The sequence below is a fragment of the Burkholderiaceae bacterium genome (assembly GCA_024235995.1).
In the GTDB taxonomy this organism is placed as follows: domain Bacteria; phylum Pseudomonadota; class Gammaproteobacteria; order Burkholderiales; family Burkholderiaceae_C; genus Ottowia.
This window is the reverse complement of the sequence record JACKLI010000001.1, coordinates 1,829,564-1,856,440: the sequence shown is the minus strand read 5'-3', so window position 1 is coordinate 1,856,440 and position 26,877 is coordinate 1,829,564. Positions and strand designations below refer to the sequence as shown.

Sequence of the window (26,877 nt, the reverse complement as noted above, 5' to 3'; positions counted from 1 at the left end):
CCCACCGATGCCTGCCCTGCCTTCCAGCCCTTCCTCCGCGGCCACCGCCGGCCCGGGCGTGCTCGTCGCCCCCCCGCTGCGCCGGCGCATGGCCTGCTGGCTGTACGAAGGCCTGCTGCTGTTCGGCGTGGTGTTCGTCGCCGGCTACCTGTTCGGCACGCTCACGCAGACACGCAACGCCCTGAACAACCGGCACGAGCTGCAGTTCTTCGTCTTCGTGGTCGTCGGCGTCTACTTCGGCTGGTTCTGGAGCAAGGGCCAGACCCTGGCCATGAAGACCTGGCACATCCGCGTGGTCGACCGCCAGGGCCAGCGGCTGTCGCAGGGCCGCGCCGTGCTGCGCTACCTGCTGTGCTGGGTATGGTTTTTGCCGCCGCTGGCGGCCATGGCGCCGTTTCCGCTGCGCGCGGGCGAGGTCACCGTGCTGACCGTCGGTTGGGTGCTGGTGTGGGCGCTGCTGAGCCGCTTTCGCGCCGACCGCCAGTTCTGGCACGACGCCTGGGCCGGCACCCGCCTGATCGACGTGCGCCCGACCGCCCCATGACCCCCGACGCGCGCTCGCCCGCCAACCCGCAAAAAAACCGGCGCGGCCTCGATCGCCTGTGGCATGCCTCCGGCTATTCGCTGCAGGGCCTGCGCGCCGCCTGGGACGAGACCGCTTTTCGCCAGGAGGCCGTGGCCGCCCTGGTGCTGCTGCCCGCCTCGCTGTGGCTGGGCCAGGGCTGGGTCGAGGTGGCGCTGCTGGCCGGTTCGGTCGTCGGCGTGCTGATCGTCGAGCTGCTCAACAGCGGGATCGAGACCGCCATCGACCGCTTCGGCGGCGAATGGCACCCGCTGTCCAAGCGCGCCAAGGACCTGGGCTCGGCCGCCGTGCTGCTGGCCCTGCTGCTGGCCTGCGCCATCTGGGCCACCGCGCTGGTCCACCGCTTTTTCACCTGATCCGCCATGTCTGCCGCCTCTGCCGCCTCGCCCTCCTTTTCGATCTGCGTCTACTGCGGCTCGCGCCCCGGCGCCGACCCCGCCTTTGCCGAGGCGGCCCAGGGCGTGGGCCGCTGGATCGGCCAGCACGGCGGCCAGCTCGTGTACGGCGGCGGGCGCAGCGGCCTGATGGGCGTGGTGGCCAACGCCACGCTGGCCGCGGGCGGGCGCGTGGTGGGCGTCATCCCGCAGGCGCTGGTGGACCGCGAGCAGGCGCACCGCGGCTGCACCGAGCTGCACGTGGTGGACACCATGCACGAGCGCAAGCGCCGCATGGCCGAGCGCGCCGACGCCTTCCTGGCCCTGCCCGGCGGCATCGGCACGATGGAAGAGTTCTTCGAGATCTGGACCTGGCACCAGCTGGGCTACCACGGCAAGCCCGTGGGCCTGCTGAACGTGGGCGGCTACTACGACGCGCTGCTGCAGTTCATGCACACGGGCGTGCGCGCCGGCTTCATGGACCAGGCGCAGATGCGCACGGTGGCCACTGGCGCCCAGTGGCAAAGCCTGCTGCCCGAGCTGGTGGAGCGCGCCGGCTTCACCGCGCCCACCCAGATCGGCCCGATCTGATCTCAACCCGGCGGCAAGAACAGCTGCTGCAGGTCGCTCAAAAAGTCGAAGCCGCGCGCCGTGGGCCGCAGGCCGGCCCCGCCGGGCTCCAGCCAGCCCCGATCCTCGGCCTGCCGCAGGGCGGCGCGCACCCGCTCGGCCGGCAGGCCGGTGCGCGCGCTGAAGTCCTGCAGGGCAAAGCCGTCCTTCAGCCGCAGCGCGTTCAGCATGAACTCGAACGGCAGGTCGCCCGGCGTCACCTCGTGGCTGCTGGCCACGGCGTCGCCGGCCAGCGCCTGCTGCATGTAGCGCTCGGGCAGGCGGTGGCGCACCTGGCGCAGCACGCGGTGGGCAAAGCTGAGCTTGCCGTGCGCGCCGGCGCCCAGTCCCAAATAGTCGCCAAACCGCCAGTAGTTCAGGTTGTGCGCGCAGCGGTGGCCGGCCCGCGCGTAGGCCGACACCTCGTAGCGCTCCAGCCCTGCCTGGCCGGTCAGCTCGGTGATGCGGTCCAGCATGTCCCAGGCCACGTCCTCCTCGGGCAGGCGCGGCGGATACTTGGCAAACACCGTGTTGGGCTCGATCGTCAGGTGGTAGATCGACAGGTGCGGCGGCGCGAACGACAGCGCCGTGCGCACGTCCTGCTCCAGCTCGGCCAGTGTCTGGCCCGGCAGCGCGTACATCAGGTCCAGGTTGAAGGTGTCGAAGGCGCGCGCAGCCTCCTGCAGCGCGGCGCGGGCCTGGGCGCCATCGTGCACACGGCCGATGGCCTTGAGGTGCGCGTCGTCGAAGCTCTGCACGCCCACCGACAGGCGCGTGACGCCCGCGGCGCGAAAGGCGGCAAAGCGCTCGCGCTCGAAGGTGCCGGGGTTGGCCTCCAGCGTGATCTCGCAGGCGGGCAGCAAAGGCAGGCGGGCGCGCACGCCCTCGATCAGGCGGGCGATGCGCTCGGGCGCGAACAGGCTGGGCGTGCCGCCGCCCAAAAACACGCTGACCACCGGCCGCCCCCAGACCAGCGGCAGGCTGGCCTCCAGGTCGGCCAGCAGCGCGTCGACGTAGCGCTGCTGCTCGGCACCGGCGTCCGCCCCGGCACGCAGCTCATGCGAATTGAAGTCGCAGTAGGGGCACTTGCGGATGCACCAGGGCAGGTGCAGGTACAGCGACAGCGGCGGCAGCGCAGGCAGGTTCAAGGGGCCCGGCCCCATCAGGGCGGTCACATCCGCCGCAGGGCTCATAGCCAACGCTCGCGCATCAGGGCCAGCATGGCGCGCGCCGCCTGGCCGCGGTGGCTGTGGGCGTTCTTCTCCTGCGCGGGCAGCTCGGCAAAGGTCTTGCCCAGGGCGGGGATGAACATCACCGGGTCGAAGCCGAAGCCGCCGCTGCCGCGCGGCTCGCGCACGATCTCGCCCACCGCGCGGCCGACGGCGATCAGCGGCTCGGGGTCGTCGGCGCTGCGCAGCGCCACCAGCGTGCTGACCAGGGCGGCGCGGCGCTGCTCGATGCCCTGCATCTGCTCCAGCAAGGCGCGCACGTTGTGGGCGTCGCCCTTGGGGTAGCCGAAGCGGGTGGCATAGTAGGCGGTGTCCACGCCCGGCTGGCCGCCAAAGGCGTCCACGCACAGGCCGGCATCGTCGGCCAGCGCCGGCAGGCCGCTGGCGGCGCTGGCGTGCCGCGCCTTGGCCAGGGCGTTCTCGACGAAGGTGCGGTACGGCTCGGGGGCCTCGCCGATGCCCAGCTCGGACTGGCGCAGCAGCCCGAAGCCCAGCGGCGCCAGCATGGCCTGCAGTTCGGCCAGCTTGCCGGCATTGTGGGAGGCCAGTACGATGTTCATGGTCAAATCAGGCTCCAGCGCCCATCAATCAAGCGCGAACAGCTATGGTTTTGATAATGCTTCCCGCTGCAGCGCGATCAGCTCGCCAATGCCCTTCTCGGCCAGTTGCAGCAGCCGGTCCATCTCGGCGCGCGAAAAGGCCGCGCCCTCGGCCGTGCCCTGCACCTCGACGAAATGGCCGGCGCCGGTCATCACCACGTTCATGTCGGTGTCGCAGGCCGAGTCCTCGTTGTAGTCCAGATCGAGCAGCGGCACGCCGCCCACGATGCCCACCGAGATGGCGGCCACCGGCGCGAGCACGGGCGAAGCCGCGATCCGCCCCTGCGCCAGCAGCCAGTTCACCGCATCCTGCGCGGCCACGAAGGCGCCGGTGATGCCGGCGGTGCGCGTGCCGCCGTCGGCCTGGATCACGTCGCAGTCCAGGTGGATGGTGCGCTCGCCCAGCTTCTTGAGGTCGAACACGGCGCGCAGGCTGCGGCCGATCAGGCGCTGGATCTCCTGCGTGCGCCCGCTTTGCTTGCCGCGCGCGGCCTCGCGGTCGCCGCGGGTGTGGGTGGCGCGCGGCAGCATGCCGTATTCGGCCGTCACCCAGCCTTCGCCGCTGCCGCGCTTGTGCGGCGGCACCTTCTCCTCGACCGAGGCGTTGCACAGCACGCGCGTGCCGCCGAACTCGATCAGCACCGAGCCTTCGGCATAGGCGGTGTAGCGGCGGGTGATGCGCACCGGGCGCAGGGCGTCGGGCGCGCGGCCCTGGCGTTGGTGGGCGGAGGAAACAGAGGGATCGGTCATGAAAAAACGGCAGTCGTCAGGAAAAGCGGAGCCGGGCGCCAGCGCGCCGGCCTGGGAAGGTCAGCGCCGGGCGGCGCTGCGCTGGATGGCGTCGTTGATCTCGGCGATGGAGCGCTCGATGGCCTGCTCGTCCAGCTCGTCGAGCAAGGGATCGACGTCGACGGCCTGGATGGTGGAGGCAAAGCTGTCGCGCTCCATCAGCTCGGTCTGCGTGAAGCCGCTGTTGGCAAAGGCCGGCGGCGGCGACTCCCATTCGAACGCCAGCACCGTGACGTTGTCCGAGTGCGCGCCGGCCTCGGCCAGCGCCTGCTCGACCAGCGCCGGCACGGCCTGCGTCACCGGCAGCGCCGACAGGCTGGCCACGATGGCCTCGTCGTCGATGCTGTCCCACAGCCCGTCCGAGCACAGCATCACCTTGTCGCCCTGCCGCAGCGGCAGCGGCCCGCCCAGGTCGTACATGGGACGGGCGATGGAGCCCAGGCAGGTGAACAGCACGTTGCGGTTCAGTATCTCGGCGGCGCTGCCCGCGTGCGCCTGCGTCTGCGCCTCGGCATAGGAATGGTCGCGCGTGCGCGCCAGCAGGCGCCCCTCGCGCACCACATACAGGCGCGAATCGCCGCAGTGCACCCACTGCAGCATGCCGTCCTGCACCACCGCGGCCACCACCGTGGTGCGCGGGGTGTCGAGCAGCGCGCGCGCGCTGGCGTAGCGGATGATCTCGTGGTGCGCCGCCAGCACGCCGCCCGACAGGAAGTCGGGCACCACCGCCAGCCGCGTGCGCGCATGGTGCTGGAACTGGCTGGAAAACGACTGCAGCGCGATCTGCGCCGCCACCTCGCCATCGGGATGGCCGCCCATGCCGTCGGCCAGCACGAACAGCCCCGCATCGCGCGTGTAGCTGTAGCCCATGCGGTCTTCGTTCTTCTCGCGCCCGCCGATGCGGCTGAGCTGGAAAATGGAAAACTTCATGTCATCGCATGCGGGTGGCGAAGTGGGTCGCCCGCTTGATGTTCTTCTTGGTGTCGCTCAGCACGTTGTCCAGGCCCAGGCGCACCTTCTCGGTCATCGACAGCTTGGTGTAGCGGCGCTCGCCCTCACGCGAGAGCTCCTTTTGCAGCGCGAACACCGACTGCGGTCGCGACAGCGGATCGAGCGCCATGCACCACTCCACCATCTCGATCAGGCTGTCGGAGTACAGCCCACGCATGCGCGTGAGCGACAGCGCCAGCCGGTCCTTCTCCAGGCGCTGCGGCGCCTCGTTGGGTGGAAAGCCGTGCATGCACGAATAAATGCAGGCGCCGATGGCGTAGATGTCGGTCCACGGCCCCATGGTGGCATCGCGCCGGTACATCTCGGGTGCGGCAAAGCCGGGCGTATACATCGGGCGGGTGAAGTTGCCTTCCTTGTTCAGCACCTCGCGCGCGGCGCCGAAGTCCAGCATCACGGCGCGGTTGTCGTCGGTGATGAAGATGTTGGCGGGTTTCAGATCCAGGTGCAGCATCTTGTGCTGGTGCACCACGCGCAGCCCGCGCAGGATCTCGTCGAACAGCGAGCGGATGGTGGATTCGCGAAACACCTTGTCCTTCTTCAGCTCGCGCGCCGTCACGATGAAGTCCTGCAGGGTGGCGCCCTCCAGGTGGTTCATCACCATGTACACGGTCTCGTTCTGGCGAAAGAAGTTCAGCACGCTCACCACCGAGGCGTGCGAGATCTGCGCCAGTGCGCGGCCTTCCTCGAAGAAACTCTTGAGACCCAGGCGGTACAGCGAGAGCTTTTCGGGCGCCACCTGGGGCACCAGCTCACCCGGCGCGCGCGTGGACAGGGCCGCCGGCAGGTATTCCTTGATGGCCACCTGCTGGCCCAAGGCATCCAGCGCCAGGTAGACCAGGCCGAACCCCCCGCCGGCCAGCTTGCGCAGCACGCGGTAACCCCCGATCATGGTGTCGGGTGGCAGGGGAGCGGGCTTGAGCTTTGCCATAGAATTTCGGATGCACACCGGTTGCCGCGCGAACTTGCTGAAACCGGCCTGAAACGCCGTACGCAGGCCCCTCACGCAAGCGAAGGAAACCCAATGTCAGTTTACAGTATGACCGGCTACGCCAGTGGCCGGATCAGCCCCCAGAAAGCCGTCGACGCGCAAGCCGCCCTCCCGGGCATCGTGCTCGACCTGCGCTCCGTCAACAGCCGCTTTCTGGACCTCACCCTGCGCCTGCCCGACGAGTTGCGCGCGCACGAGCCGGCGCTGCGCCAGCTGCTCACGCACGGCCTCAAGCGCGGCAAGGTCGAACTGCGTGCCGCACTGGAGGGCCGCAGCGGCGGCATGGTGGGCGACCCGCCGATCGCCGTGCTGCAACAGCTGGCCAGCCTGCAGGACAAGGTGCGCGCCTGGCTGCCCGAGGCCGCCGCGCTGTCCGTGGCCGACGTGCAACGTCTGACCGCCGGCACCGGCGACGGAGCCAGCGAGGTGCCCGCCGAGACCCTACTGGCGCTGGCCCGCCGCGTGCTGGACGATTTTGCGGCGGCGCGCGCGCGCGAGGGTGCGCGCTTGGTCGAGCTGCTGCACGCGCGCATCACCGAGCTGCGCACGCTGGCCACGCGCGCCGAGCCCCTGGTGCCGCAGGCCGTGCAGGCGCAAAAGCAGCGCTTCATCGCCCGCTGGAACGAGGCGCTGGCCGACGCCGGCAGCACCGTCCCCACGGCGGCGGCGCAGGAGCGCGCCTTGTCCGAGGCCGCCGCCTTCGCCATCCGCATCGATGTGGCCGAGGAACTGGGGCGCCTGCGCGCCCACCTGGACGAGATCGAATCGGTGCTGGAAAAAGGCGGCGAAGCCGGCAAGCGGCTGGACTTCCTGATCCAGGAGCTGCACCGCGAAGCCAACACCCTGGGCTCCAAGTCCACGGCGCTGGAGCTCTCGCGCATCAGCGTGGACATGAAGGTGCTGATCGAGCAGATGCGCGAGCAGGTGCAAAATTTAGAGTAGGGTTTCAGGCGGTCTCATGCCACCTCAAACCGCCGCCTAAGTCGTTGATTTCCGTAGGCAAGTAGGTTCAGGCCGTCGCACGGCGTTTCACCCCAGTGCATGCTGTTTGTGGGGGTTTGTGGGGGGTTTTCGGGCCAAGCGCCCGATCCCCTGTCGTTTTTCCGCACCGACCCCCACAAGCTCCCTGGAGAGCCGCGCCACGCTTGGTTCTACGCGATTTGTCGCGTTCGCCTGGCTGGCGCGCACTCCATGTTCCGAAGCACTTGGAAAGGAGATTGCGTGATGTCAGTGATGAACCATGAAGTCGTAAAGCGCGTGACCGACTTGACCCTGCGTGCGTGGCTGCGCTCCGGTCCGGTCGACAAGAGGATCGGAGGTGGACTGACCTTCGTGGCCTCGGCCTCCGCGGCCCGAAAGTACCAAGCATCCTGGATCCTGCGTTACCGCTTCGCGGGCAAGAGCAAGGAGAAGGCGCTCGGGCGATACCCGGACATCTCCCTGCAGGCTGCCCGCGAACTCACCCGAAACGATCGGGCGAAGATTCAGCAAGGCGTGGACGTCGCCGCGGAGAAGCAGCACTTCAAGCTGGTCAACCGGCGGAAGCGGCCATGCCTTGCCCTGCGCAGGGTCTGGTACACGCGCTACATCGTCCCGAACTACGCCAAACCGGAACGGATCGAATCCTCTTTCATCCGCTACGTCGATCCCATCATCGGACACCTGATGGTCGACCAGGTGGAGCCGGAACACATCGAGCGCATTCTCGACCGGGCGGTGAAAGCGGGAGCCCCAACCGTCGCGAATGATCTGCTTCGGTACATGGTCCGGATGTTCAACTTCGCCATCCGCAAACGCTAGCCAACGTACCAGAATCTAAGGACACTCTGCAAAACCCTGTCTGCTGACGGCATGAGTGGCGCGACGGCAGATCAGGTTTCGTGATGCGCAATAGCGGCTCGATTTTCGGCACTTGGCGCCCGTGTTCGAGGCGCTGTGCCGGTTTTCAGATGCCCTTTGGCGCCCAGTAGGCGCACTCATGCCTGCGTCCCCTGCAAAATCGCCTTGCGCACCATCCACAGATTGCCCAGCGCGAACATTACCTGCAGTCGTGCCGTGTTCTTGGCCAGCCCGCGGTAGCGCACCTTGGCATGGCCGAACTGCTGCTTGATCAGCCTGAACGGGTGTTCGACCTTGGCACGGATGCTGGCCTTGATCTTCTCGAGCTGTTCAATCTTCGCCGCCAGTGCATTGCTCAGCTCCAGTGCCGCGCGCTTGCCCGGGCGCATGGCAATGTGCCAGTCCACGGCCAGCCCTTGGGCCTCCTGGCGCTTGTCCACGCCCTGGTAGCCTGCATCGGCGAACACGTCCGTCTCCTGCCCGTGCAGCAGCTGCGTGGCCTGCGTCACGTCATTGACGTTGGCCGCCGTGCCAATGACCGTGTGCACCAGACCCGATTGGGCATCCACGCCAATGTGCGCCTTCATCCCGAAGTGCCACTGCTTGCCCTTCTTGGTCTGGTGCATCTGCGGGTCCCGCTCACCTCTGTTGTTCTTGCTCGAACTGGGTGCCGCGATGATGGTGGCATCCACCACCGTGCCGGTCTTGAGCATCAGGCCTTGCCGGGCCAAGCCGGCATTGATCACGGCCATGATCTTCGGGGCGAGTTCGTGCTTCTCCAGCAGATGCCGAAAGCGCAGGATGGTGCTCTCGTCGGGCATGCGTGCGGCACCCTGCAGCCCGGCAAAGCGGCGGTACAACGGCCTTTCATGCAGTTCTTCTTCCATCGCCGGATCGCTCAGGTTCCACCACAGTTGCAGGCAGTGAATGCGCAGCATCGTCTCGATCGCGAACGGCGGGCGCCCTCCCAGCGCCTGGTGTGCGCCGCGGGCGTGTGGCTGAATCAGCGCCACCAACTCGCCCCACGGAACCACCAGATTCATCTCGTCAAGAAAGACCTCCTTGCGAGTCTTCTTGGGCAGCGGATCAAGGCCGAAGGTCATCTGTGTCATGTCCGCCATCGTCTCTCATCCTCTCGCCTCGCGCCAGTCTCGCCGGTTGGAGGTTTTGCAGAGTGTCCCTAAGCAAGATCAATGCAAGTTATTTCTGCGACAGGATACTAGATGAAGCAAACGATCAACGCCGGAGGCTCACCGCGCTGCTCGATGCGCAGATCGAATTGAACGCCTTCATCAACCGGTCGGTAGAAGCCTTCAGCTACGACGATGGCATCCGCTTCGTGCGACAGGGCGAGCGGCTGGAAATCATTGAAGTAGATGCCCAGGCACGGGCCGCATGGCGCAGCGATGGCGACAAGCTCAACCGCCTGCACCAGTATTGGCTGTATCGCGGTATGGACGCGCTGATGGCATCCCCCGATTTGTTGACATTGGTCAGCCCAGCCCATCTGGAAGCCAATTTGCAGGCCTTCGCCAAGGCCATGGGCACGTGGCTGCGCCTGCAGGAGGTCTATGGCATCGCAGAGCAGGTGCGTGCCGAGGCCGACTCAGCCGTCGATGTCTTCCGTGCCCTGCTGGCCACCGAGTTGATGACGGCGTTCTACATCGAAGACTTTCTGCGACCGTACCACCAGCACTTGCAGCAGTTGGGGCATCCCTGGCTGGCGCTGGGACGCCTGGCGTTCGGCGGCCTGCTGCAGTCCGACATGCAGAACCGCTTTCCGATCACATGGTCTGATCGCGAGGCCAAGATCGCCCGCATCACCCCCTGGACGGCCACGGCGGAGCACCCCCAAGGCCAGGCGCGAGCGGCGGAAGCCATCCTGGATTTCTGGACCAGCGACTGGAGTGCGTTGGCCGAGCGTTTGCGCGAGGGTGATGCCGCCTTGCACCCTCGCTGGCAGGAACGCCCCGTGCTGAAGATGGGGCGGCACCTGTTCCAATTGCCTTGGATGATGGCCATTCAGAACAACGCCACTGCGGCGGTCAACAACCTGCGTCGACTAGGCGCCCGGCGAAACGAAGCGCGGGAGGAAACCCGACGCATCGAAGCACGGCTGGGCATGCTGTTCGAGCAACGAGGCTTTCGGGTGCTCGTCGGCCACAAGTTCCCCGCTGGCATGGGCGATGAAGAGGACGCGGGCGAAATCGACCTGCTGTGCGCACTGGAAGGGCACTTGCTTGTGCTCGAACTGAAGTCAACCTACCAGCGCCGCTCCATGAAAGACGCCTGGATGCACCGCACCTCGACCCTGCGCAAGGCAGGATGGCAGTTGCACAGGAAGGTACCTGCGGTTCGCCATGTACTCCAGCACGATGCGTCGTTGCGCCAGGCGCTGGCCCTCCCGCCGGGAGCCGAGCCGGAGATCACCGCCTGGATCGTTGACACCTCCATCGAGTGGGATCACCAGGCGTTCCGGGGCTTTCTCAAGATTTCGCTGGAAGAGATCCAGATTGCACTGCGCGATGACCGGCGCTGGCTGAACGACCCCGAAGGATTGTTCCGGGTGACAGGCGCTGGTGATGCGACGACGCGTACCGACACAGGCGCGGAGCCCATCGACACGCTCTACCCAGACGGATTCTCGGTAAGAAAATTCATTGAGGTTGTCGAGTCGGCTGCGGTATGGACGGCCGCGGCATGAGCAGAGGAACTGCGGCACGTGACAGCCTTGGGCCAAGGAGGTCGGCTGATAGACTTCCCTCCATGCGCACGCTGAAGAGCCGTTGCAGTGGCACGTCGTCTCACCGCAGCCCAGGCATCTTGTGGGGTAAATCGTGGGGGAAATGCAGGCCTAAAACCCCAATAGATCATGAAAATCAACGACTTGGTGCGCGTTTCACGCTTCAGGTGCAGAACATCGAGTAGCGAGGCCGCCCTGACGGCGTGACGCCACCGTCCCGGGCCGATGCGCCGGCCTCAGTGCGGCGCCACGACAGCGCTGGCCACCGGCTCGGCAATGGCCCCGGGCACGCGCCGGCGCGCCAGCAGCGAATACATGGTGGGCACCACGAACACCGTCAGCAGGGTGCCCAGGCTCATGCCGCCCACGATCACCCAGCCGATCTGGCGGCGGCTTTCGGCCCCGGCGCCGGTGGCCAGTGCCAGCGGCAGCGCGCCCAGCACCATGGCGCCGGTGGTCATCAGGATGGGGCGCAGGCGCTGGCTGCTGGCGTGCACCAGCGCGTCCAGCATGGGCTCGCCGCGCTGGCGCAGCTGGTTGGTGAACTCGACGATCAGAATGCCGTGCTTGGTGACCAGGCCAACCAGGGTGATCAGGCCGATCTGCGAATACACGTTGAGCGAGCCGCCGCTCCACTTGAGCGCCAGCAGCGCGCCGATCATCGACAGCGGCACCGAGAACATGATGACCAGCGGATCGACAAAGCTCTCGAACTGCGCCGACAGCACCAGGAAGATGAACAGCAGCGCCAGCCCGAACACCACGACCAGCGCGCCCTGCGAGGATCGGAACTCGCGCGAGATGCCGTTCAAATCGGTCGTGTAGCCGGTCTTGAGCACCTTGTCGGCACTTTGCTGCAAAAAGCCCAGCGCCTCGCCCAGCGAGTAGTCGGGCGCCAGGTTGGCCGTGAGCGTGGCCGAGCGGCGCTGGCCGAAGTGGTTGAGTTCGCGCGGCGACACGCTTTCGCGCACCGTGACCAGGGCCGACAGCGGCACCATGGCATCCACCCCGCCCTTGCTGGCGCGCAGCTGGATGCGCTCGATGTCCTCGGGCGTGCTGCGGCCGGTGATGGCCGTCTGCACGATCACGTCGTACTGCTCGGCGTCGCGCTTGTAGCGCGTGACCACGCGTCCGCCCAGCATGGTCTCGATGGCCCGCGCCACGGCGTCCACGCCCACGCCCAGATCGGCCGCCCGCGCGCGATCGACCTCGACGCGCAGCTCGGGCTTGGACAGGCGCAGGTCAAGGTCGGGCGCGACGAAGCCCGGGTTGCCGGCCACCTCGGCCAGCAGCCGGCCCATCGCCTCGTTGAGATGGGCGTAGCTGTCGGAGGTCTGCACCACGAAGCTCACCGGCCGCTCGCGAAAGCCCTGGCCCAGCGACGGCGGCGTGATGGCGAAGGTGTTGACGCCGGCGATGCGGTTGAACTGCGGCTGCAGCTCGCGGGCGATGTCCAGCGTCGAGCGCCGGCGCTCGGACCAGTCGACCGCGCGGTACATCACGCTGCCCTGCGACACCGTGGGGTTGCCGACGTTGGCGAAGATGCGGTCGAACTCGGGGTAGCGCTCGCCGATCCGCGCCAGCTCGCGCGCGTAGCGGTCGGTATAGGCCAGGGTGGCGCCGTCGGGCGCGTTGATGCTGGCCAGGATCATGCCGCGGTCTTCCAGCGGCGAGAGCTCCTGGCGCAGGCTGGGGTAGACCACGGCGATGGCCACGGCGCAGCCCAGCATGACCAGTCCCACCGCCCAGCGCCAGCCGCCCAGCACCCGGCGCAACAGCCGGCCATAGCCGTTAGCCAGCGCCGTCAGCGCGTGCTCCATGGTGCGATCGAACCAGTGCGGATTGGGGTTGTGGCGCAGCAGCTTGGAGCACAGCATGGGCGTCAGCGTGAGCGCCACGAAGCCCGACACCACCACGGCGCCCGCCAGCGCCAGCGCGAACTCGACGAACAGCCGCCCGGTGCGCCCGGGGGTGAAGGCCAGCGGCGCGAACACCGCCGCCAGCGTGAGCGTCATGGCGATGATGGCGAAACTGATCTCGCGCGCGCCATGGATGGCGGCGGCAAACGGCGCCATGCCCTCCTCGATGTGGCGGTAGATGTTCTCCAGCATGACGATGGCGTCGTCCACCACCAGGCCGATGGCCAGCACCAGCGCCAGCAGCGTCAGCGTGTTGATCGAAAAACCGGCCAGCGCCATCAGCCCGAAGGAGCCGATCAGGCTGACCGGGATGGTGACGATGGGAATGATGGAGGCGCGCATCGTGCGCAGAAAGACGAAGATCACCAGCGCCACCAGCACGATGGCCTCGGCGATGGTGGCGTACACGCTCTTGACCGCGCGGTCGATGAACACCGAGTTGTCGCTGGCGATGTCGACCTTCACGTCGTCGGGCAGGTCCTGCTGCAGGCGCGGCAGCAGTTCGCGCACGCCCTTGGACAGCTCCAGCGGGTTGGCCGTGGCCTGGCGGATCACGCCGGCCGAGATCGAGGGCCGGCCGTTCAGGCGCACCGCACTGCGCTCGTCGGCCGCGCCTTCCTCCACCCGGCCCAGGTCGGCGATGCGCACCGGAAAGCCGTTGACGGTCTTGACCACCACGGCGGCGAATTCGGCCGGCGTCACCAGGTCGGTCTGCGAGGTGACGGAAAACTCGCGCTGGCTCGACTCGATGCGCCCGGCCGGCAGCTCCAGGTTGTTGCGCCGGATGGCGTCCTCCACGTCCTGCGTGGTCAGGCGGTAGGCTGCCAGGCGGTCGGCGTCCAGCCACACGCGCATGGCGTACTTGCGCTCGCCGTAGATGCGCACGTCGGCCACGCCGGTCACCGTCTGCAGCCGCGCCTTGACGATGCGGTTCAGCAGGTCGTTGATCTCCAGCGGCGCCCGCGTGTCGCTGGAGAACGCCAGCCACATGACCGGAAAGGCGTCGGCCTCGACCTTGGCGATGACCGGCTCGTCGATCGCCTGCGGCAGCTTGTTGCGCACGCGCGAGACACGGTCGCGCACCTCGGCGGCCGCCGTGTCGGCGTCCTTCTCCAGCCGAAAGCGCACGCTGATCTGCCCCTGCTCGGGCCGGCTGATCGAGGTCAGCACGTCCACCGCGTCGATGCCGGCGATGGAGTCTTCCAGCGGCTTGGTCACCTGCGACTCGATCACCTCGGCCGAGGCGCCGGCGTAGCGCACGCTCACCGTCACCACCGGCTCGTCGATCTTGGGGTATTCGCGCACCGACAGGCGCGTGTAGCTCACCAGGCCGACCAGCACGACCAGCAGCGACAGCACGGTGGCGAACACCGGGCGCCGAATGGACAGCTCGCTCAGTTGCATGGCGCTGGCTCAGCGGGCGGGCACAGCGCCGCAGGGGCTGGGGCCGGGCGGGGTCTCGGCCCAGGGCAGCGCCTCGGCTGAGGCCCCAGGCGCCTGGGGCGTCTCGCCGGCCGGCGCGTCGGCCACGCGCAGCAGCGCGCCCTCGCCCTGGATGCGCTGCTGGCCGGCGGTGACCACCCGCTCGCCCTCGGCCAGGCCCTGCACGATCTCCACCCAGCCGGCCAGGCGCACGCCGGTCTGCACGTCCACCCGCTCGCCGCGCCAGGCCGGCGCCCCTTCGGGGCCCTCGGCCTTGACCAGTCGATACACGCTTTGCCGGCCGCCCTGCGAGACCACGGCCTGCTCGGGAATCATCAGCGCCGCGCGGTCCTCGCCCAGGCGCGCGGCCACGCGCGCGAACATGCCTGGGCGCAGCTGCAGCCGCCGGTTGTCGATGCAGCCGCGCACGTTCAGGCTGCGGCCATTGGCGTCGATCTGCGGGTCCACCGCCTGCACCACGGCGGCAAAGGCTCGCTCGGGCAGCGCCTCCACCTGCACGCGCGCGCTCTGGCCCGGCCGCACGCGGGCCTGCCAGCGCTCGGGCAGGCGAAAGTCCACGTACATCGCGTTCATGTCTTCCAGGTTGACGATGTCGGCGCCGTCCTTCAGGTAGTCGCCCACGCTGATGTTGCGCAGCCCGGCCACGCCGTCGAAGGGTGCCAGCACGCGCATGCGGGCGGCGGTAGCGCGCGCCAGTTCGGCCTTGGCCAGTGCCACCTTGACCGCGGCCGCGCTCTCGTCCAGCCCGCGCTGGCTGATGAAGCCCTGCGCCACCAGCTCGGTGTTGCGCCGGTGGTTGGCCTGCGCGATCGACAGCTCGGCCTGCGCCTGCTGCAGCTGCGCCTGCTGCAGCCGGTCGTCCAGCTGCACCAGCAGCTGGCCCCGGGCCACCTTCTGGCCGTCGCGAAAGCCGATCTGCACCACCCGGCCGCTGACCTCGGCGCGCACCACGGTGCCCTGGCGCGAACGCAGCGAGCCCACGGCCTCGACGTCGTCGGCCACGGCCTGGCGGCGCACGGGCGCCGCCTCCACCACCACGGCCGCGCGCGCCGGCGCGCCACCCGCAGCACCCGGCTGGGCCGCGCCGGTGCTTTTAGCGCTCGCCGCCACCGGCGGGCGCTGCACCCACCAGGCCACGCCCAAGGCGCCCGCCAGGGCCAGGACGGCGAGAAGGGTTGTCGAGGTCTTCAAGATGGGCTCACCCGCGCCGGCGCCACCGCGGCGCCCAATCTTGCAAACTGTAGCAGCAGCCGGGCCATTCGCAACGGCTCCGGCGCCATCGGGAGATGAAAAAATCAGCCGCGCGGCACGCCGCGGTTGGCCAGTGCGTCGGCGCGCTCGTTGCCCTCGTGACCGGCATGGCCGCGCACCCAGTGCCAGGCGATGCGGTGGCCGCTGCCCGCCACCAGCGCGTCCAGCCGTTGCCACAGATCGACGTTTTTCACCGGCTGGCCGGTGGAGGTGCGCCAGCCCTTGGCCTTCCAGCCCGTGATCCAGCTGGTGATGCCCTGGCGCACGTACTGGCTGTCCAGGTACAGCGCCACCTCGCACGGGCGCTTGAGCGCGCTCAAGCCCTCGATCACGGCGGTCAGCTCCATCCGGTTGTTGGTGGTCAGCGGCTCGCCGCCGTACAGCTCTTTCTCGTGGCCCGGCGAGCGCAGCCATACCCCCCAGCCGCCGGGGCCGGGGTTGCCCTTGCAGGCACCGTCCGTGTACATCTCAACGCGATCCAAAATGACTTTCCTTGTGATGGCCCGCCGGCGTCGCGCGCCCGGCAAGGGAGGCCGGCTGGCCCACCGGGGCGGCCGCCTTGCGCCAGCTTTGCCCGATCAGCAACGGCCCGCGCACGCGCTTGACGGCCACGATGCAGTACGTGGCGCCCAGGATGGGCCACCAGCGCTGCCCCAGCCGCTCCAGCCAGCCGAAGCGCGCGAGTGTACGGGCGCCGCGCACGGCGGGCTGATAGCAGCCGAAATCGGCCGACTCCAGCTCCAACTCCAGCAGCTGCAGCCAGTCGCGCAGGCGCCGCGGGCCGATGAACTCGCCCACGTCGGGCAGAAACAGGCGCCCGCCCAGCCAGCGCGCGCGGTATTGGCGCAGGCCCCACAGGCTGGCCGGGTTCAGGCCGGTGATGGCCACCCGCCCCTCCGGCACCAGCACGCGCTGCACCTCGCGCAAGCTGGCGTGCGGGTCGGCGCTGAACTCCAGCGTGTGCGGCAGCACCACCAGGTCCAGGCTGGCCTCGGCAAACGGCAGGGCCGTGCTGTCGGTCACCAGGGCAACGCGCGGGGCCGACGGGTCGGCCAGGGGCGGCGCCACGTCCGCCAGCCATCGGTGCGGCATGCGGTTGGCCGCCAGCGCGTCCAGCTCGGCCAGGCCCAGCTGCAGCGCGTGGTAGCCGAACACGTCGGCCAGTGCATCGTCCAGCCGGGCGCGCTCCCAGGCCAGGGCCACCTGGCCGGCCGGCGTTTGAAACCAGTCGTGCAGGCCACTCATGTCGAAGGCTCAGGCCAGCACATACCAAGTGAGCAAGCCTGATTTCAAAGGTGAATAAAATCCGCTCTTCATGAATCTGATCGCCCTGCCCGCCTTCGAGGACAACTACCTGTGGCTGCTGCACGATGACGCGCGTGCACTGGTGGTCGATCCGGGCGACGCCCAGCCGGTGCAGGCCGCGCTCGCCCGCCTGGGCCTGCAGTTGCAGGGCATTCTAGTCACGCACCATCACGGCGATCACACCGGCGGCGTCGCGGTCCTGCGCGAGGCCACCGGCGCCGCCGTGTATGGCCCGGCCGGCGAACGCATTCCCGAACCTCATCATGCCTTGCGGGGCGGGCAAGGCGTGAGCGTGCTGGGCATCGACTGGCAGGTGATCGACGTGCCCGGCCACACGGCGGGCCACATCGCCTATTACGCCCCCGACGTGGACGGCACGCCGCTGCTGTTTTGCGGCGACACGCTGTTTTCGGGCGGCTGCGGCCGCCTGTTCGAGGGCACGCCGGCGCAGATGCTGGCCTCGCTCGACGCGCTGGCGGCGCTGCCGGCCGCCACGCGGGTGTGCTGCGCGCACGAGTACACCCTGGCCAACCTGCGCTTTGCCGTCGCCGTCGAGCCCGGCAACCAGGCGCTGGCCGACTACACCCGCCAGTGCGAGCGGCGGCGCGCCCAAGGGCTGCCCACCCTGCCGTCCGACATTGGCACCGAGCGGGCCATCAACCCCTTCCTGCGCAGCCGCCAGCCGGCGGTGGCACAGGCCGTGCGGGCGCACACGCCGTCCGCCCAAGACGAAGTCGCGGTGTTTGCCGCCCTTCGCGAATGGAAGAACACGTTCCGATGAAACTCCTGCATGTGCTGGCGCTGGGCGCCTGTGTCTGGCTGGCCGGCTGCGCCGCGCCGCCCAAGGAAGCCGGCGGCAGCGCCCCCGGCACGCCCGGCACACCCACGGCGGGTGCCACCCCTGCCGGCCAGCCGGGTGCCATGCCCGCGGTGGCCGTGACCGAACTGCCCAGCTCCAAGGTCGCCCCGCTGGCCGCCCCGGCCGACCTGTGGGACCGCATCCGCCGCGGCTTTGCCATGCCCAACCTCGACTCCGACCTGGTGCGCAAGCAGCAGCAGTGGTACTTGAGCCGACCCGACTACATCGACCGCATGGTCGAGCGCTCGCGCCTGTACCTGTTCCATGTGGTCGAGGAGCTGGAGCTGCGCGGCATGCCCACCGAGCTGGCGCTGCTGCCCTACATCGAGTCGGCCTTCAACCCGCAGGCGGTGTCCAGCGCCAAGGCCGCCGGCCTGTGGCAGTTCATGCCCGGCACCGGGCGCGACTTCCAGTTGACGCAAAACGTGCTGCGCGACGAGCGCCGCAGCGTGCTCGACTCCACCCGCGCGGCGCTGGACTACCTGCAGATGCTGCACGACATGTTCGGCGACTGGCACCTGGCGCTGGCCGCCTACAACTGGGGCCAGGGCAACGTCAGCAAGGCCATCGAGCGCAACAAGGCCGCCGGCCTGCCCACCGGCTACCTCGACCTGAACATGCCGGCCGAGACGCGCAACTACGTGCCCAAGCTGCAGGCGGTCAAGGACATCATCGCCAACCCCACGCTCTTCGGCGCGGTGCTGCCCGACATCGGCAACCACCCGTTCTTCGACACCGTGGACATCACGCGCGACATCGACGTCGAGATGGCCGCGCGCCTGGCCGAGGTGCGCCTGGAAGACTTCAAGGCGCTCAACCCCTCGCAGCGCAAGCCCATCATCTTTGCCGCCGGCACCCCCCAGATCCTGCTGCCCTGGGACAACGCCGCCATCTTCAAGAAGAACCTGGCCGCCGCCGACCCTGCCACGCTGGCCTCGTGGACGGCCTGGGTGGCACCCAGCACCATGGCCACGCGCGAGGCGGCCCGGCAGGTGAGCATGGACGAGGGCGAGCTGCGCGAACTCAACGGCGTGCCGCGCGGCATGCTGATCCGGCAAGGCTCCACCCTGGTGGTGCCCCGCAACGGAAAAACCCCGTCCGCCGTGGCGCCCCAGGTGGTGGACAACGCGCACCTGGCGCTGGCGCCCGAGGTCGTCCTGCGCCGCGCCACGGTGCGCGCGCGCCGCGGCGACACCATTGCCCTGGTGGCCGCGCGCTACGACCTGCCGGCCGCCACGGTGGCCGGATGGAACAAGACCCATGCCAGCGCCGCCCTGAAGCCGGGTCGCGCGGTGGTGGTGTATCTGCCGGTGCGCGCCGGCCGCAGCGCGGCGGCCAGCCCGCGCGCCACTGCCAAGGCCGCACCGCGCCGCGCGGCGCAGCAGCACACCCAGCGCCGCGCATCACCCGCCAAGGCCACGCACAAGGCGGCGGCCAGCAAGACCAGCAGCAAGAAACGCCGCTGAACGCGGCACGCGCGCCAGCTACGCCCCGTAGCGCAGCTTGGCGCGCTGGGCGAATTCGTTGGTGTAGGTGGTGGCCGGCGCCGGCGCCCGGACCGGGGCCGCCGCGGGAACGTGCCGTGCCACGAGCTCGTGCGCCGTCATGACGGCGGGCTCGCTGATCAGGCCGTCGGGCGAAAACGCCTCGCGCACCTTGTCCAGCGCCGACAGGTAGATCGCCCGGTCACCCGACATGGCGCTCTCGGGCACGGCGCGCACGATGTCGCTGGGGCCGGCCGTCTGCAGCCACTTGAGCGCGCGCACGATCGCGTTGGCCAGCGCCTGCACGGTATTGGGGTAGCGCAGCACGAAGCCCTGCGGCGCGTACAGGCAGCCGCCCGGCATCGGCCCACTATAGAGCTGCTGGGTGCCGCGCAGCGAGCGCGCGTCGGCGATGACGCGGATCTGCGCGCGAAACTCGAGCCGGCTGATCACCGGATCGACGTTGGCGATGGCCTCGATGCGCCCTTCCTGAAGCGCCGCCACCGCCGCCGCCCCGGTGCCCACGCCCACCCAGCGCACCTCGTCGGCGCCCACGCCGGCGCGCGCCAGCACCATCCGCGCGAACCACTGCGTGGCCGAATCGGCCGCCGAAATGCCGACGCGCAGGCCTCGCAGCTGCCGCGCGTCGCGAAACTCGGGCAAGGCCGGCCCCCCGACCCCCATCACCACCTGCGGCGCGCGCCCCAGCAGCGCGAAGGCTCGGCAGTTGATGCCGCGCTGGCGCAGGACCACCGTGTGCTCGAAAGCGCCGGCCACCAGGTCGGCGTGGCCGCTGACCATGGCCTGCTCGGCCGGCCCGCCGCCGGGGTGGTCCTGCAGATCGACGCTCAGGCCCTCGTCGTCGAAATAATGGAGCTGCCGGGCCAGGATGAGCGGCAGGTAGTACAGCGTGGCCAGGCCGCCCACGGCCAGGGTCACGCGTGGGCGCTCCAGCCGCGCCTGTGCGCGCAGCGCGGGGCTGGCCAGCAGCCCGAGCGCGGGCGCCGCGGCCAGCCAGCGGCGGCGTTGGAGATCGGGCGAAGGGCAAGCGGTGAACACGGCACGCGGCGGTCGGCAAAGTCAACAAGGTCAGCCCAGACCGTATACAAGCCATGGCATGCGTGCATCGGGACGTGCCCGGATGGGGTTTTCATCAATGCCATCGGGCGCCAGACCAGCTAGGTGCCCGCACGGCCTCATTCAAGCAAAATACCGCTGCAGCCCGCGTCAATCAAGCCCGAAAAGCTATGCAATCAATAGTAAATCGATTGCTTCAGCGGCGATCGACCAGGGCATGGGCGATGGTGCCCAGGTCGACGTATTCCAGCTCGCTGCCCGCCGGCACGCCGCGCGCCAGGCGCGTCACCGCCAGCCCGCGCGCCTTCAGCGCCTGGCCGATCACGTGCGCGGTGGCCTCGCCCTCGGCCGTGAAGTTGGTGGCCAGGATCACCTCCTGGACCTGGCCGTCGGTGGCACGCGCCAGCAATTCGGGAAGGCCGATGTCCTGCGGACCCACGCCGTCGAGCGGGCTCAGCCGCCCCATCAACACGAAGTAGCGGCCGCGAAACGCCCCGGTACGCTCCAGCGCGGCCTGGTCCGCCGGGGTCTCGACCACCGCCAGCTTGCTGGCATCGCGGCGCGGATCGAGGCAGGTGGCGCACACCTCGGCCTCGGTGAAGGTGTGGCACAGGCGGCAGTGGCGCACCTGCCGCACGGCCGCATCCAGCGCCTGCGCCAAGACCTGCGCGCCCGGCCGGTCGTGCTGCAGCAGGTGAAAGGCCATGCGCTGCGCCGAGCGCTGGCCCACGCCGGGCAGCCGGCGCAGGGCCTGTACCAGGGTATCGAGGCTGTGGGTGTCGCTCAAGGCCGGGGGCGTGCCGTCAGAAAGGGAACTTCATGCCGCCCGGCAGCCCCGGCATGCCGGCCGGCATCAGCTTGCCCATCTTCTCGTTGGACACTTCCTCGGCCTTGCGCACGGCGGCGTTGAAGGCGGCGGCCACCAGGTCCTCCAGCATGTCCTTGTCGTCCTGCAGCAGGCTGGGATCGATGGTGACGCGCTTGACGTCGTGCTTGCAGGTCATCAGCACCTTGACCATGCCGGCGCCCGACTCGCCCTCGACCTCGACGCTGGCCAGCTCGTCCTGCGCCTTCTTCAGGTTGTCCTGCATGGCCTGGGCCTGTTTCATCAGGCCGGCCAGTTGTCCTTTGTTGAACATCGATATTCCTCTACGTTGGCATTCCAAAAAAGCTTCACAGCGGCTTCACGCTGCCGGGCACGATTTTCGCCCCAAACTCGCGCATCATCTCCTGCACGAAGGGGTCGGCCATCAGCACCGCCTCAGCCGCCTTCTGGCGCTGCGTGGCAGCCAGCGCGTTGCGGCGCGCGGGGCAGTCCTTGACGGCGCCCAGCTCCACCTGCAGCTGCACCGCATGGCCCGCCTCGGCCAGGGCGGCCTGCAGGCGCTCGCGCGCGCCCGACTGCGCCAGCGATCCGCTTTCGACCCGCAGCGTCCAGCACTCGGCCGTACGCGCCACCAGCTCGGCCTGCAAGGCCAGCTCGCGCGTGAGCGCCGTCACCGCCTCGGCGGCCACCAGCTTTTGCACCACCGCGTGCCAGAAGTCGCCCTCGGCACCCGGCACCACGGCGGGCGGCGCCGGTTCGATGCCGATCGGGCGGGCCGGCGGCTCGGGCAGGTCGGTCGCATGGCGAACCGGGGTGGCCACGGCGGCGTCGCCGGGCGCCGCGGCGGGCCGGGATTCGGGCGCCGGCCGACCGGGTGCGCGCACCGGCAGGGCCTGCACCGGGGGGCGGGCGGGGGCCAGGGCCTGCGCGGGCGGTGGCGCCTCGTCGGCTGGCAGAGGCGCCGCTGCGCCGGGCTCGGCCGCCGGCACCTCGGCGCGTGGCGCCACGGCGGGGGCGCTGGCAACCGGCTCAGCCGCTTTCAGAGTTTTTTTTTCCGCCGTGGCGCTGGCCGCCGGGCCCGCCTTGAACGGCAGCAGGCGCAGCAGCACCATGGTGAGGCCGACGTATTCGTCGGGTGCCAGGCCCAGTTCGGCGCGGCCATGAATGCACAGGCTGTACAGCAGCTGCGTCTCGTCGGCCGGCATGCGCGTGGCCAGTTCGGCGATGCGCACAGCGTCGCGGCCGGATTCGTCCACCGCCATGGCCGGCACCGCCTGCTGCACGGCCATGCGCTGCAGCACACCGGCCATGTCCTCCAGCGTGGTGGCGGCCGATTGGCCGGCGGCGCGTAGTTGATCGACCTGCTCGACCACGGCGCGGCCGTCGGCCTGCGCCAGCGCCTCGATCAGGCTGAACACCACGCTGCGATCGACGCTGCCCAGCATCTGGCGCACGGCCGCCTCGTGCAACTGGCCGGAGCCGAAGGCGATCGCCTGGTCGGTCAGGCTCAGCGCGTCGCGCATGGAGCCGCGCGCGGCGCGCGCCAGCAGGCGCAGGGCCGGCGCGTCGGCGCTCACCTGCTCGGCCGCCAGCACGCGCTGCAGGTGCTCCTGCACCGTCTCGGGCGCCATCGGCCGCAGGTTGAACTGCAGGCAGCGGCTGAGCACCGTCACCGGCACCTTCTGCGGGTCGGTGGTGGCAAGCACGAACTTGAGGTACTCGGGCGGCTCCTCCAGCGTCTTCAGCATGGCGTTGAAGGCCGTGTTGGTGAGCATGTGCACCTCGTCGATCATGAAGACCTTGAAGCGCCCCTGCACCGGCTTGTAGACCGCCTGCTCCAGCAGGCCCTGCACCTCGTCCACGCCGCGGTTGCTGGCCGCGTCCAGCTCGGTGTAGTCGACGAAGCGCCCGGCGTCGATCTCGGTGCAGGCCGCGCACACGCCGCAGGGCGTGGCGGTGATGCCGCCCTGCCCGTCCGGCCCGGTGCAGTTGAGCGACTTGGCCAGGATGCGCGAGACGGTGGTCTTGCCCACGCCGCGCGTGCCGGTGAACAGGTAGGCGTGGTGCAGGCGCTGCTGGGTCAGTGCATTGCCGAGCGCCTGCACCACATGCTCCTGGCCCACCAGTTCGGCAAAATTGCGAGGCCGGTATTTGCGGGCCAGCACCAGATAGGACATGGCGGCGATTCTACGGGCGCATTCATGGGGTCTCGCCAGGCTGAACCGATCGACGTTTTAGAGTGCAAGCTCTGAAACGATGCATTCGCACAACGCCGGCTCGCGCGAGTCGCCAAAGCGCGTTATGCTGCGGCGCAACATCGTCATGATCAATGGTCTGAAAGCCACGCGCCGCACACGGTGCCGACCTGCCTCCTCGATCCATGCTGCACCGCTTCGACAGTCCTGATTTTGCAGATTCCGAGACCGCCCTGGTCGCGGCCTGTCCCGAGGCGGCGACCCTGATCCAGGCGCTGCGCGGCTGCCAGCACCCCCGCAGCGGCCGCCTGATGGCGCGGCTGCGCGACTGCCAGGACCCCGACCGCATGGACGAGTTGCGCGCCGAAATCTTCCAGCTGCTGGCCCTCAGTTTCGGCCGCGCCGAGGCCGAGCGCCGCCTGCTGCCGCTACAATAGACAGCGACGGGCCTTCCCGCATGGTGAAGGGGCCAACCGGGTCAGGTGGGGAACCAAGCAGCCCTCACTCTGGAGCCAGTGCCGGGGTCAAGGCTCGTCACCTATTTCCCCTCTTTCTTGAACGCGCCAAGCGCTCGCGCCGCTTGGCGTCACCTTACTTCAGGATGTCGGGCGGCGTCCAGTTCTCGGGCGGCTGCACCACCTCACGGCGCTCGAAACCATTGAGATCGCGGGCCGGGCGCGCCAGCATCAGGGTGATGCCGCTGCTGAGCATGAGCATGACCCAGAAGATGAAGAAGGTGACGCTGTAGATCGCCTCGCGCGGCCAGTCCACCGTTTGGCCGAACAAGGTCAGCGACAGCGGGTCGAGCACCGCGAACACCATGACCTCCAGCACTCCGGCGACCATGAAGGCCGGCCAGGCAATCCACATCAGGCGTTGACGCAACATCGTGCGGGCCTCCGACACGCGCCTCAAGGGCGCGGGGCGCGGGCCACGCCACCGGTGGCGGCGTGGTTGCGCGCCTGCATGGCCGGCGTCAGCGTGGCCGCGGCTGGCGTGCTGGGCTGGGCCACCACGGCACGCTGGGCATCGGTGTAGACCGGGTCGGGCCGGCTGATGGCCAGGTACAGGGTGAAAAAGCCGGCCACCACCACGATGGCCGGGCCGCTGACCACCAGCCACATGTGGCCGTACTTCCACCACGGCGCGCTGACAGGTTCTTGGCTTGTTTGCATCGGCTTACCTCGGAACGATGAAGACGGATTTTTCGCGCACCTCGCCGACGCCGGGCGAATCCACGCGGAAGTGGATCTCGTGCGATCCGGGCTTGGTCCCATCATAGGGCAGGCGCAGCTGCACCGGCACCCACATCGACTGCGCGCCGTCGATGGTGACGCTCGGCTCGCTCACCAGCTTGAGGCCGGGCAGGCCGTCGACCGCCAGGCTGAAGGTGCGTGGCTGCTCGGTGGCGTTCATGACCTGCACGCGGTAGATGTTCTCGATCTGGCCGCCCTCAACGATGCGCGCCAGCGTGGCGCGGTCGCGCACGATGTCGACCTTGAAGGGCGTGCGCAGCCACAGGCTGGCGGCCAGGGCCACGATCAGCGTGGCCAGCGCGGCGCTGTAGACCAGCACGCGCGGGCGCAGCACCCGGCGCCAGATTTCGCGCTTGCCCCAGCCCTGCTCCAGCGCCCGTTCGGTCGAGTAGCGAATCAGCCCGCGCGGATAGCCCACCTTGTCCATCACCTCGTCGCAGGCGTCGATGCAGGCGGCGCAGCTGATGCACTCGTACTGCAGGCCATCGCGGATGTCGATGCCGGTGGGACACACCTGCACGCACATCGTGCAGTCGATGCAGTCGCCCAGGCCCATGGCTTTCGGGTCGGCCTTCTTGGATCGGCCGCCGCGCGGTTCGCCGCGGGCCGCGTCGTAGGTGACGATCAGCGTGTCCTTGTCGAACATGGCGCTCTGAAAGCGTGCGTACGGGCACATGTACTTGCACACCTGCTCGCGCATGAAGCCGGCGTTGCCCCAGGTGGCAAAGCCGTAGAAGAACACCCAGAAGGTCTCCCACGGCCCCAGGCTCCAGTGCAGCACGTGCGCGGCCAGTTCGCGAATGGGCGTGAAGTAGCCCACAAAGGTCAGGCCCGTCCACAGGCCGATGGCGATCCACACCGCGTGCTTGCCGCCCTTGCGCAGCAGCTTGCCCGGCGACACGGGGGCGGCGTCCAGCCGCATGCGCGCCTGGCGGTCGCCTTCGAACTGCTTTTCCACCCACAGGTAGATCTCGGTGTAGACGGTCTGCGGGCAGGCGTAGCCGCACCACTGGCGCCCCGCCACCGCCGTGAACAGGAACAGCAGCAGCGCCGAGATGATCAGGATGCCCGTCAGGTAGATGACGTCCTGCGGGTACAGCACCAGCCCGAAGATGTAAAAGCGCCGCGCCTCCAGGTCGAACAGCATCGCCTGGCGTCCGCCCCACTGCACCCAGGGCATGCCGTAGAAGAAAAGCTGCGTGGCAAAAACGAAGAACCAGCGCCAGCGCGTGAACAGGCCGCTGATGCTGCGCGGATAGACCTTCTTCTGCGCCTCGTAGAGCCAGACCGTCGCCCCTTCGTCCGGGCGTGTCGCTGCTGCCGTCGCTTGCTTGGATGGTTTCATGTCAAACGCTTCGAGCGTGCACACCCCGCGGCGCGCACGCTCCAGTCAGGGCCGGGTATCGCCTATTTCGCCGCCTCGGCCGGCATGCCGCCGCCCTTGCCCCAGACGTAGGCCGTCAGCACCTTCAGCTGCTCGGGGCTGAACTTGCTGTCCCAGGCCGGCATCACGCCGGTGCGACCGTTGGTGATCATGCTGACGATGTGCGACTCGACCCCCGGGCCGTGGGTGAAGATGCCCGTGGTCAGGTTGGGCGCGCCCAGCGCCGGGTTGCCCTTGCCGTCCATGCCGTGGCAGGCGGCGCAGGCCACGAACTTGGCGCGTCCCAGGTTGGCGCGCACCGAGTCATGCGGCGAGCCCGACAGGCTGAGCACGTAGTTGGCCACGTTGCGCACGTCCTCGGGCGTGCCCACGGCGGCGGCCATCGGCGGCATCATGCCGGTGCGGCCCTTGGCGATGGTTTCCTCGATCTGCGCCGGCGTGCCGCCCCAGTTCCACTGCTTGTCGGTCAGGTTGGGAAAGCCCTTGCCGCCGCGCGCATCCGAGCCGTGGCACTGGGCGCAGTTGTTCATGAACAGGCGGTCGCCAATGGCCATGGCCTGGTGGTCCTTGGCCAACTCCTCCACGCTCTTGCCGGCAAAGGCGGCGTAGATGGGGGCCACCTGCTCCTTGCCCTTGGCCAACTCCTGGTCGAGCTGGCCGACCTGGGTCCATTTGAGCGAGCCCTGGTAGGAGCCCAGGCCCGGATACAGGTACAGGTAGGCGAAGGCGAAGGCGCAGGTGATGATGAACAGGCCCACCCACCAGCGCGGCAGCGGGTTGTTCATCTCGCGCAGGTCCTCGTCCCATACGTGGCCGGTGGTGTTGTCGCCCTGCGTCATGGCCTTGGTCTTGCCGCTGAACCACAGCAGCAGCAGGCAGGCAACGATGCCGCCCAGCGTGATGACGGTGACATACACCGACCAGAAATTGCTCGTGAAGTCGCTCATGGCGTGTTCCCTGTTGTTCAATCCTGCTCGAACGGCAGGCGAGCGGCCTCTTCGAAACGGGCGCGGTTGCGGCCCGACCAGGCCCAGACCACGATGCCCACGAAGACGATGAACGTCACCACGGTGATGACGCCGCGCAGCACATTGATATCCATGCGAATGTCCTC

Annotated in this window: 28 protein-coding genes and 1 other RNA gene; 10 read left to right on the top strand and 19 right to left on the bottom strand. The window is 69.0% G+C overall.

Annotation, left to right across the window (positions count from 1 at the left end; all coding sequences use genetic code 11):
• Positions 1–7: 7 nt before the first annotated feature.
• The 3 genes from H6927_08960 to H6927_08950 are packed head-to-tail and all read left to right on the top strand — an operon-like array spanning position 8 to position 1,548.
• Positions 8–544 carry an RDD family protein gene (locus H6927_08960; GenBank protein ID MCP5218225.1) on the top strand — a complete coding sequence of 179 codons (537 nt, stop codon included), beginning with the start codon at positions 8–10 and terminating at the stop codon, positions 542–544.
• Positions 541–939, top strand: a complete 399-nt coding sequence (locus H6927_08955) for a diacylglycerol kinase (protein MCP5218224.1) — start codon at positions 541–543, stop codon at positions 937–939. Before H6927_08960 ends, H6927_08955 begins: the two co-directional genes overlap by 4 nt.
• 6 nt (positions 940–945) lie before the next feature.
• Positions 946–1,548, top strand: coding sequence for a TIGR00730 family Rossman fold protein (locus tag H6927_08950; GenBank protein ID MCP5218223.1), 603 nt, complete (start codon positions 946–948; stop codon positions 1,546–1,548).
• 2 nt (positions 1,549–1,550) lie between these two features.
• Here H6927_08950 and H6927_08945 read toward each other — a convergent pair whose 3' ends face one another.
• From H6927_08945 to H6927_08925, 5 genes are read right to left on the bottom strand one after another with little or no spacing between them, the layout of a single operon-like run.
• Positions 1,551–2,759 (bottom strand): oxygen-independent coproporphyrinogen III oxidase-like protein, encoded by a 1,209-nt coding sequence (locus tag H6927_08945; protein ID MCP5218222.1) that lies wholly within the window; start codon positions 2,757–2,759, stop codon positions 1,551–1,553.
• A complete protein-coding gene (rdgB, locus tag H6927_08940) occupies positions 2,756–3,355 on the bottom strand; it encodes an RdgB/HAM1 family non-canonical purine NTP pyrophosphatase (GenBank protein MCP5218221.1) in 600 nt (199 codons plus the stop codon). Before rdgB ends, H6927_08945 begins: the two co-directional genes overlap by 4 nt.
• A gap of 42 nt (positions 3,356–3,397) precedes the next feature.
• Positions 3,398–4,144 carry a ribonuclease PH gene (gene rph / locus H6927_08935; GenBank protein MCP5218220.1) on the bottom strand — a complete coding sequence of 249 codons (747 nt, stop codon included), beginning with the start codon at positions 4,142–4,144 and terminating at the stop codon, positions 3,398–3,400.
• Positions 4,145–4,204: 60 nt separating this feature from the next.
• Entirely contained in the window at positions 4,205–5,113 is a 909-nt protein-coding gene (locus tag H6927_08930; GenBank protein ID MCP5218219.1) for a serine/threonine-protein phosphatase, read from the bottom strand.
• Position 5,114: 1 nt separating this feature from the next.
• Positions 5,115–6,122 carry a serine/threonine protein kinase gene (locus tag H6927_08925; protein MCP5218218.1) on the bottom strand — a complete coding sequence of 336 codons (1,008 nt, stop codon included), beginning with the start codon at positions 6,120–6,122 and terminating at the stop codon, positions 5,115–5,117.
• A 108-nt stretch (positions 6,123–6,230) separates the two neighbouring features.
• On the opposite strand from H6927_08925, the gene H6927_08920 reads away from it, so the two are divergent.
• Positions 6,231–7,124: a YicC family protein gene (locus H6927_08920; protein MCP5218217.1), complete on the top strand. Its 894-nt coding sequence runs from the start codon at positions 6,231–6,233 to the stop codon at positions 7,122–7,124.
• A gap of 282 nt (positions 7,125–7,406) precedes the next feature.
• The gene (locus tag H6927_08915) at positions 7,407–7,982 is read left to right on the top strand and encodes a DUF4102 domain-containing protein (protein MCP5218216.1); all 576 of its coding nucleotides are present in this window, start codon (positions 7,407–7,409) and stop codon (positions 7,980–7,982) included.
• A 176-nt stretch (positions 7,983–8,158) separates the two neighbouring features.
• Here H6927_08915 and H6927_08910 read toward each other — a convergent pair whose 3' ends face one another.
• Positions 8,159–9,133 (bottom strand): IS5 family transposase, encoded by a 975-nt coding sequence (locus H6927_08910; protein ID MCP5218215.1) that lies wholly within the window; start codon positions 9,131–9,133, stop codon positions 8,159–8,161.
• A 62-nt stretch (positions 9,134–9,195) separates the two neighbouring features.
• Here H6927_08910 and H6927_08905 point away from each other — a divergent pair, with 62 nt between their 5' ends.
• Entirely contained in the window at positions 9,196–10,725 is a 1,530-nt protein-coding gene (locus H6927_08905) for a hypothetical protein (protein MCP5218214.1), read from the top strand.
• Positions 10,726–11,000: 275 nt separating this feature from the next.
• On the opposite strand, the gene H6927_08900 is transcribed toward H6927_08905, so the two are convergent.
• The 4 genes from H6927_08900 to H6927_08885 form a co-directional block, all read right to left on the bottom strand.
• Positions 11,001–14,087, bottom strand: a complete 3,087-nt coding sequence (locus H6927_08900) for an efflux RND transporter permease subunit (GenBank protein MCP5218213.1) — start codon at positions 14,085–14,087, stop codon at positions 11,001–11,003.
• 9 nt (positions 14,088–14,096) lie between these two features.
• On the bottom strand, positions 14,097–15,320 hold the full coding sequence (locus H6927_08895; protein ID MCP5218212.1) for an efflux RND transporter periplasmic adaptor subunit: 1,224 nt from the start codon (positions 15,318–15,320) through the stop codon (positions 14,097–14,099).
• 101 nt (positions 15,321–15,421) lie between these two features.
• Positions 15,422–15,859, bottom strand: coding sequence for a ribonuclease HI (gene rnhA, locus H6927_08890; protein MCP5218211.1), 438 nt, complete (start codon positions 15,857–15,859; stop codon positions 15,422–15,424).
• Positions 15,846–16,622, bottom strand: a complete 777-nt coding sequence (locus tag H6927_08885; protein ID MCP5218210.1) for a class I SAM-dependent methyltransferase — start codon at positions 16,620–16,622, stop codon at positions 15,846–15,848. Before H6927_08885 ends, rnhA begins: the two co-directional genes overlap by 14 nt.
• Before the next feature lie 70 nt (positions 16,623–16,692).
• On the opposite strand from H6927_08885, the gene gloB reads away from it, so the two are divergent.
• Positions 16,693–17,463 (top strand): hydroxyacylglutathione hydrolase, encoded by a 771-nt coding sequence (gene gloB, locus H6927_08880; protein ID MCP5218209.1) that lies wholly within the window; start codon positions 16,693–16,695, stop codon positions 17,461–17,463.
• Positions 17,460–19,007 (top strand): transglycosylase SLT domain-containing protein, encoded by a 1,548-nt coding sequence (locus H6927_08875; GenBank protein MCP5218208.1) that lies wholly within the window; start codon positions 17,460–17,462, stop codon positions 19,005–19,007. The genes gloB and H6927_08875 overlap by 4 nt, the downstream gene beginning before the upstream one ends.
• Positions 19,008–19,025: 18 nt before the next feature.
• Here the strand turns inward: H6927_08875 and H6927_08870 are convergent, their stop codons facing one another.
• The 4 genes from H6927_08870 to dnaX form a co-directional block, all read right to left on the bottom strand.
• Positions 19,026–20,084: an ABC transporter substrate-binding protein gene (locus H6927_08870; GenBank protein MCP5218207.1), complete on the bottom strand. Its 1,059-nt coding sequence runs from the start codon at positions 20,082–20,084 to the stop codon at positions 19,026–19,028.
• A 214-nt stretch (positions 20,085–20,298) separates the two neighbouring features.
• Entirely contained in the window at positions 20,299–20,889 is a 591-nt protein-coding gene (gene recR, locus H6927_08865) for a recombination protein RecR (protein ID MCP5218206.1), read from the bottom strand.
• A 16-nt stretch (positions 20,890–20,905) separates the two neighbouring features.
• On the bottom strand, positions 20,906–21,241 hold the full coding sequence (locus H6927_08860; GenBank protein ID MCP5218205.1) for a YbaB/EbfC family nucleoid-associated protein: 336 nt from the start codon (positions 21,239–21,241) through the stop codon (positions 20,906–20,908).
• A 34-nt stretch (positions 21,242–21,275) separates the two neighbouring features.
• Entirely contained in the window at positions 21,276–23,105 is a 1,830-nt protein-coding gene (gene dnaX, locus H6927_08855) for a DNA polymerase III subunit gamma/tau (GenBank protein ID MCP5218204.1), read from the bottom strand.
• Between the two features lie 203 nt (positions 23,106–23,308).
• On the opposite strand from dnaX, the gene H6927_08850 reads away from it, so the two are divergent.
• Both H6927_08850 and ffs read left to right on the top strand, forming a co-directional pair.
• Complete coding sequence (locus H6927_08850) at positions 23,309–23,560, top strand: hypothetical protein (GenBank protein MCP5218203.1); 252 nt, start codon at positions 23,309–23,311, stop codon at positions 23,558–23,560.
• 5 nt (positions 23,561–23,565) lie between these two features.
• Positions 23,566–23,662: signal recognition particle sRNA small type (gene ffs, locus H6927_08845), an RNA gene on the top strand.
• 52 nt (positions 23,663–23,714) lie between these two features.
• Here ffs and H6927_08840 read toward each other — a convergent pair.
• The 5 genes from H6927_08840 to H6927_08820 form a co-directional block, all read right to left on the bottom strand.
• Positions 23,715–24,011, bottom strand: a complete 297-nt coding sequence (locus H6927_08840; protein MCP5218202.1) for a hypothetical protein — start codon at positions 24,009–24,011, stop codon at positions 23,715–23,717.
• A 23-nt stretch (positions 24,012–24,034) separates the two neighbouring features.
• Positions 24,035–24,298, bottom strand: coding sequence for a nitrogen fixation protein FixH (locus tag H6927_08835; protein ID MCP5218201.1), 264 nt, complete (start codon positions 24,296–24,298; stop codon positions 24,035–24,037).
• Positions 24,299–24,302: 4 nt separating this feature from the next.
• On the bottom strand, positions 24,303–25,724 hold the full coding sequence (ccoG, locus tag H6927_08830; protein ID MCP5218200.1) for a cytochrome c oxidase accessory protein CcoG: 1,422 nt from the start codon (positions 25,722–25,724) through the stop codon (positions 24,303–24,305).
• Positions 25,725–25,786: 62 nt separating this feature from the next.
• Positions 25,787–26,710 carry a cytochrome-c oxidase, cbb3-type subunit III gene (gene ccoP / locus H6927_08825; GenBank protein ID MCP5218199.1) on the bottom strand — a complete coding sequence of 308 codons (924 nt, stop codon included), beginning with the start codon at positions 26,708–26,710 and terminating at the stop codon, positions 25,787–25,789.
• A 17-nt stretch (positions 26,711–26,727) separates the two neighbouring features.
• Positions 26,728–26,865: a cbb3-type cytochrome c oxidase subunit 3 gene (locus H6927_08820; GenBank protein MCP5218198.1), complete on the bottom strand. Its 138-nt coding sequence runs from the start codon at positions 26,863–26,865 to the stop codon at positions 26,728–26,730.
• Between the last annotated feature and the right edge of the window lie 12 nt (positions 26,866–26,877).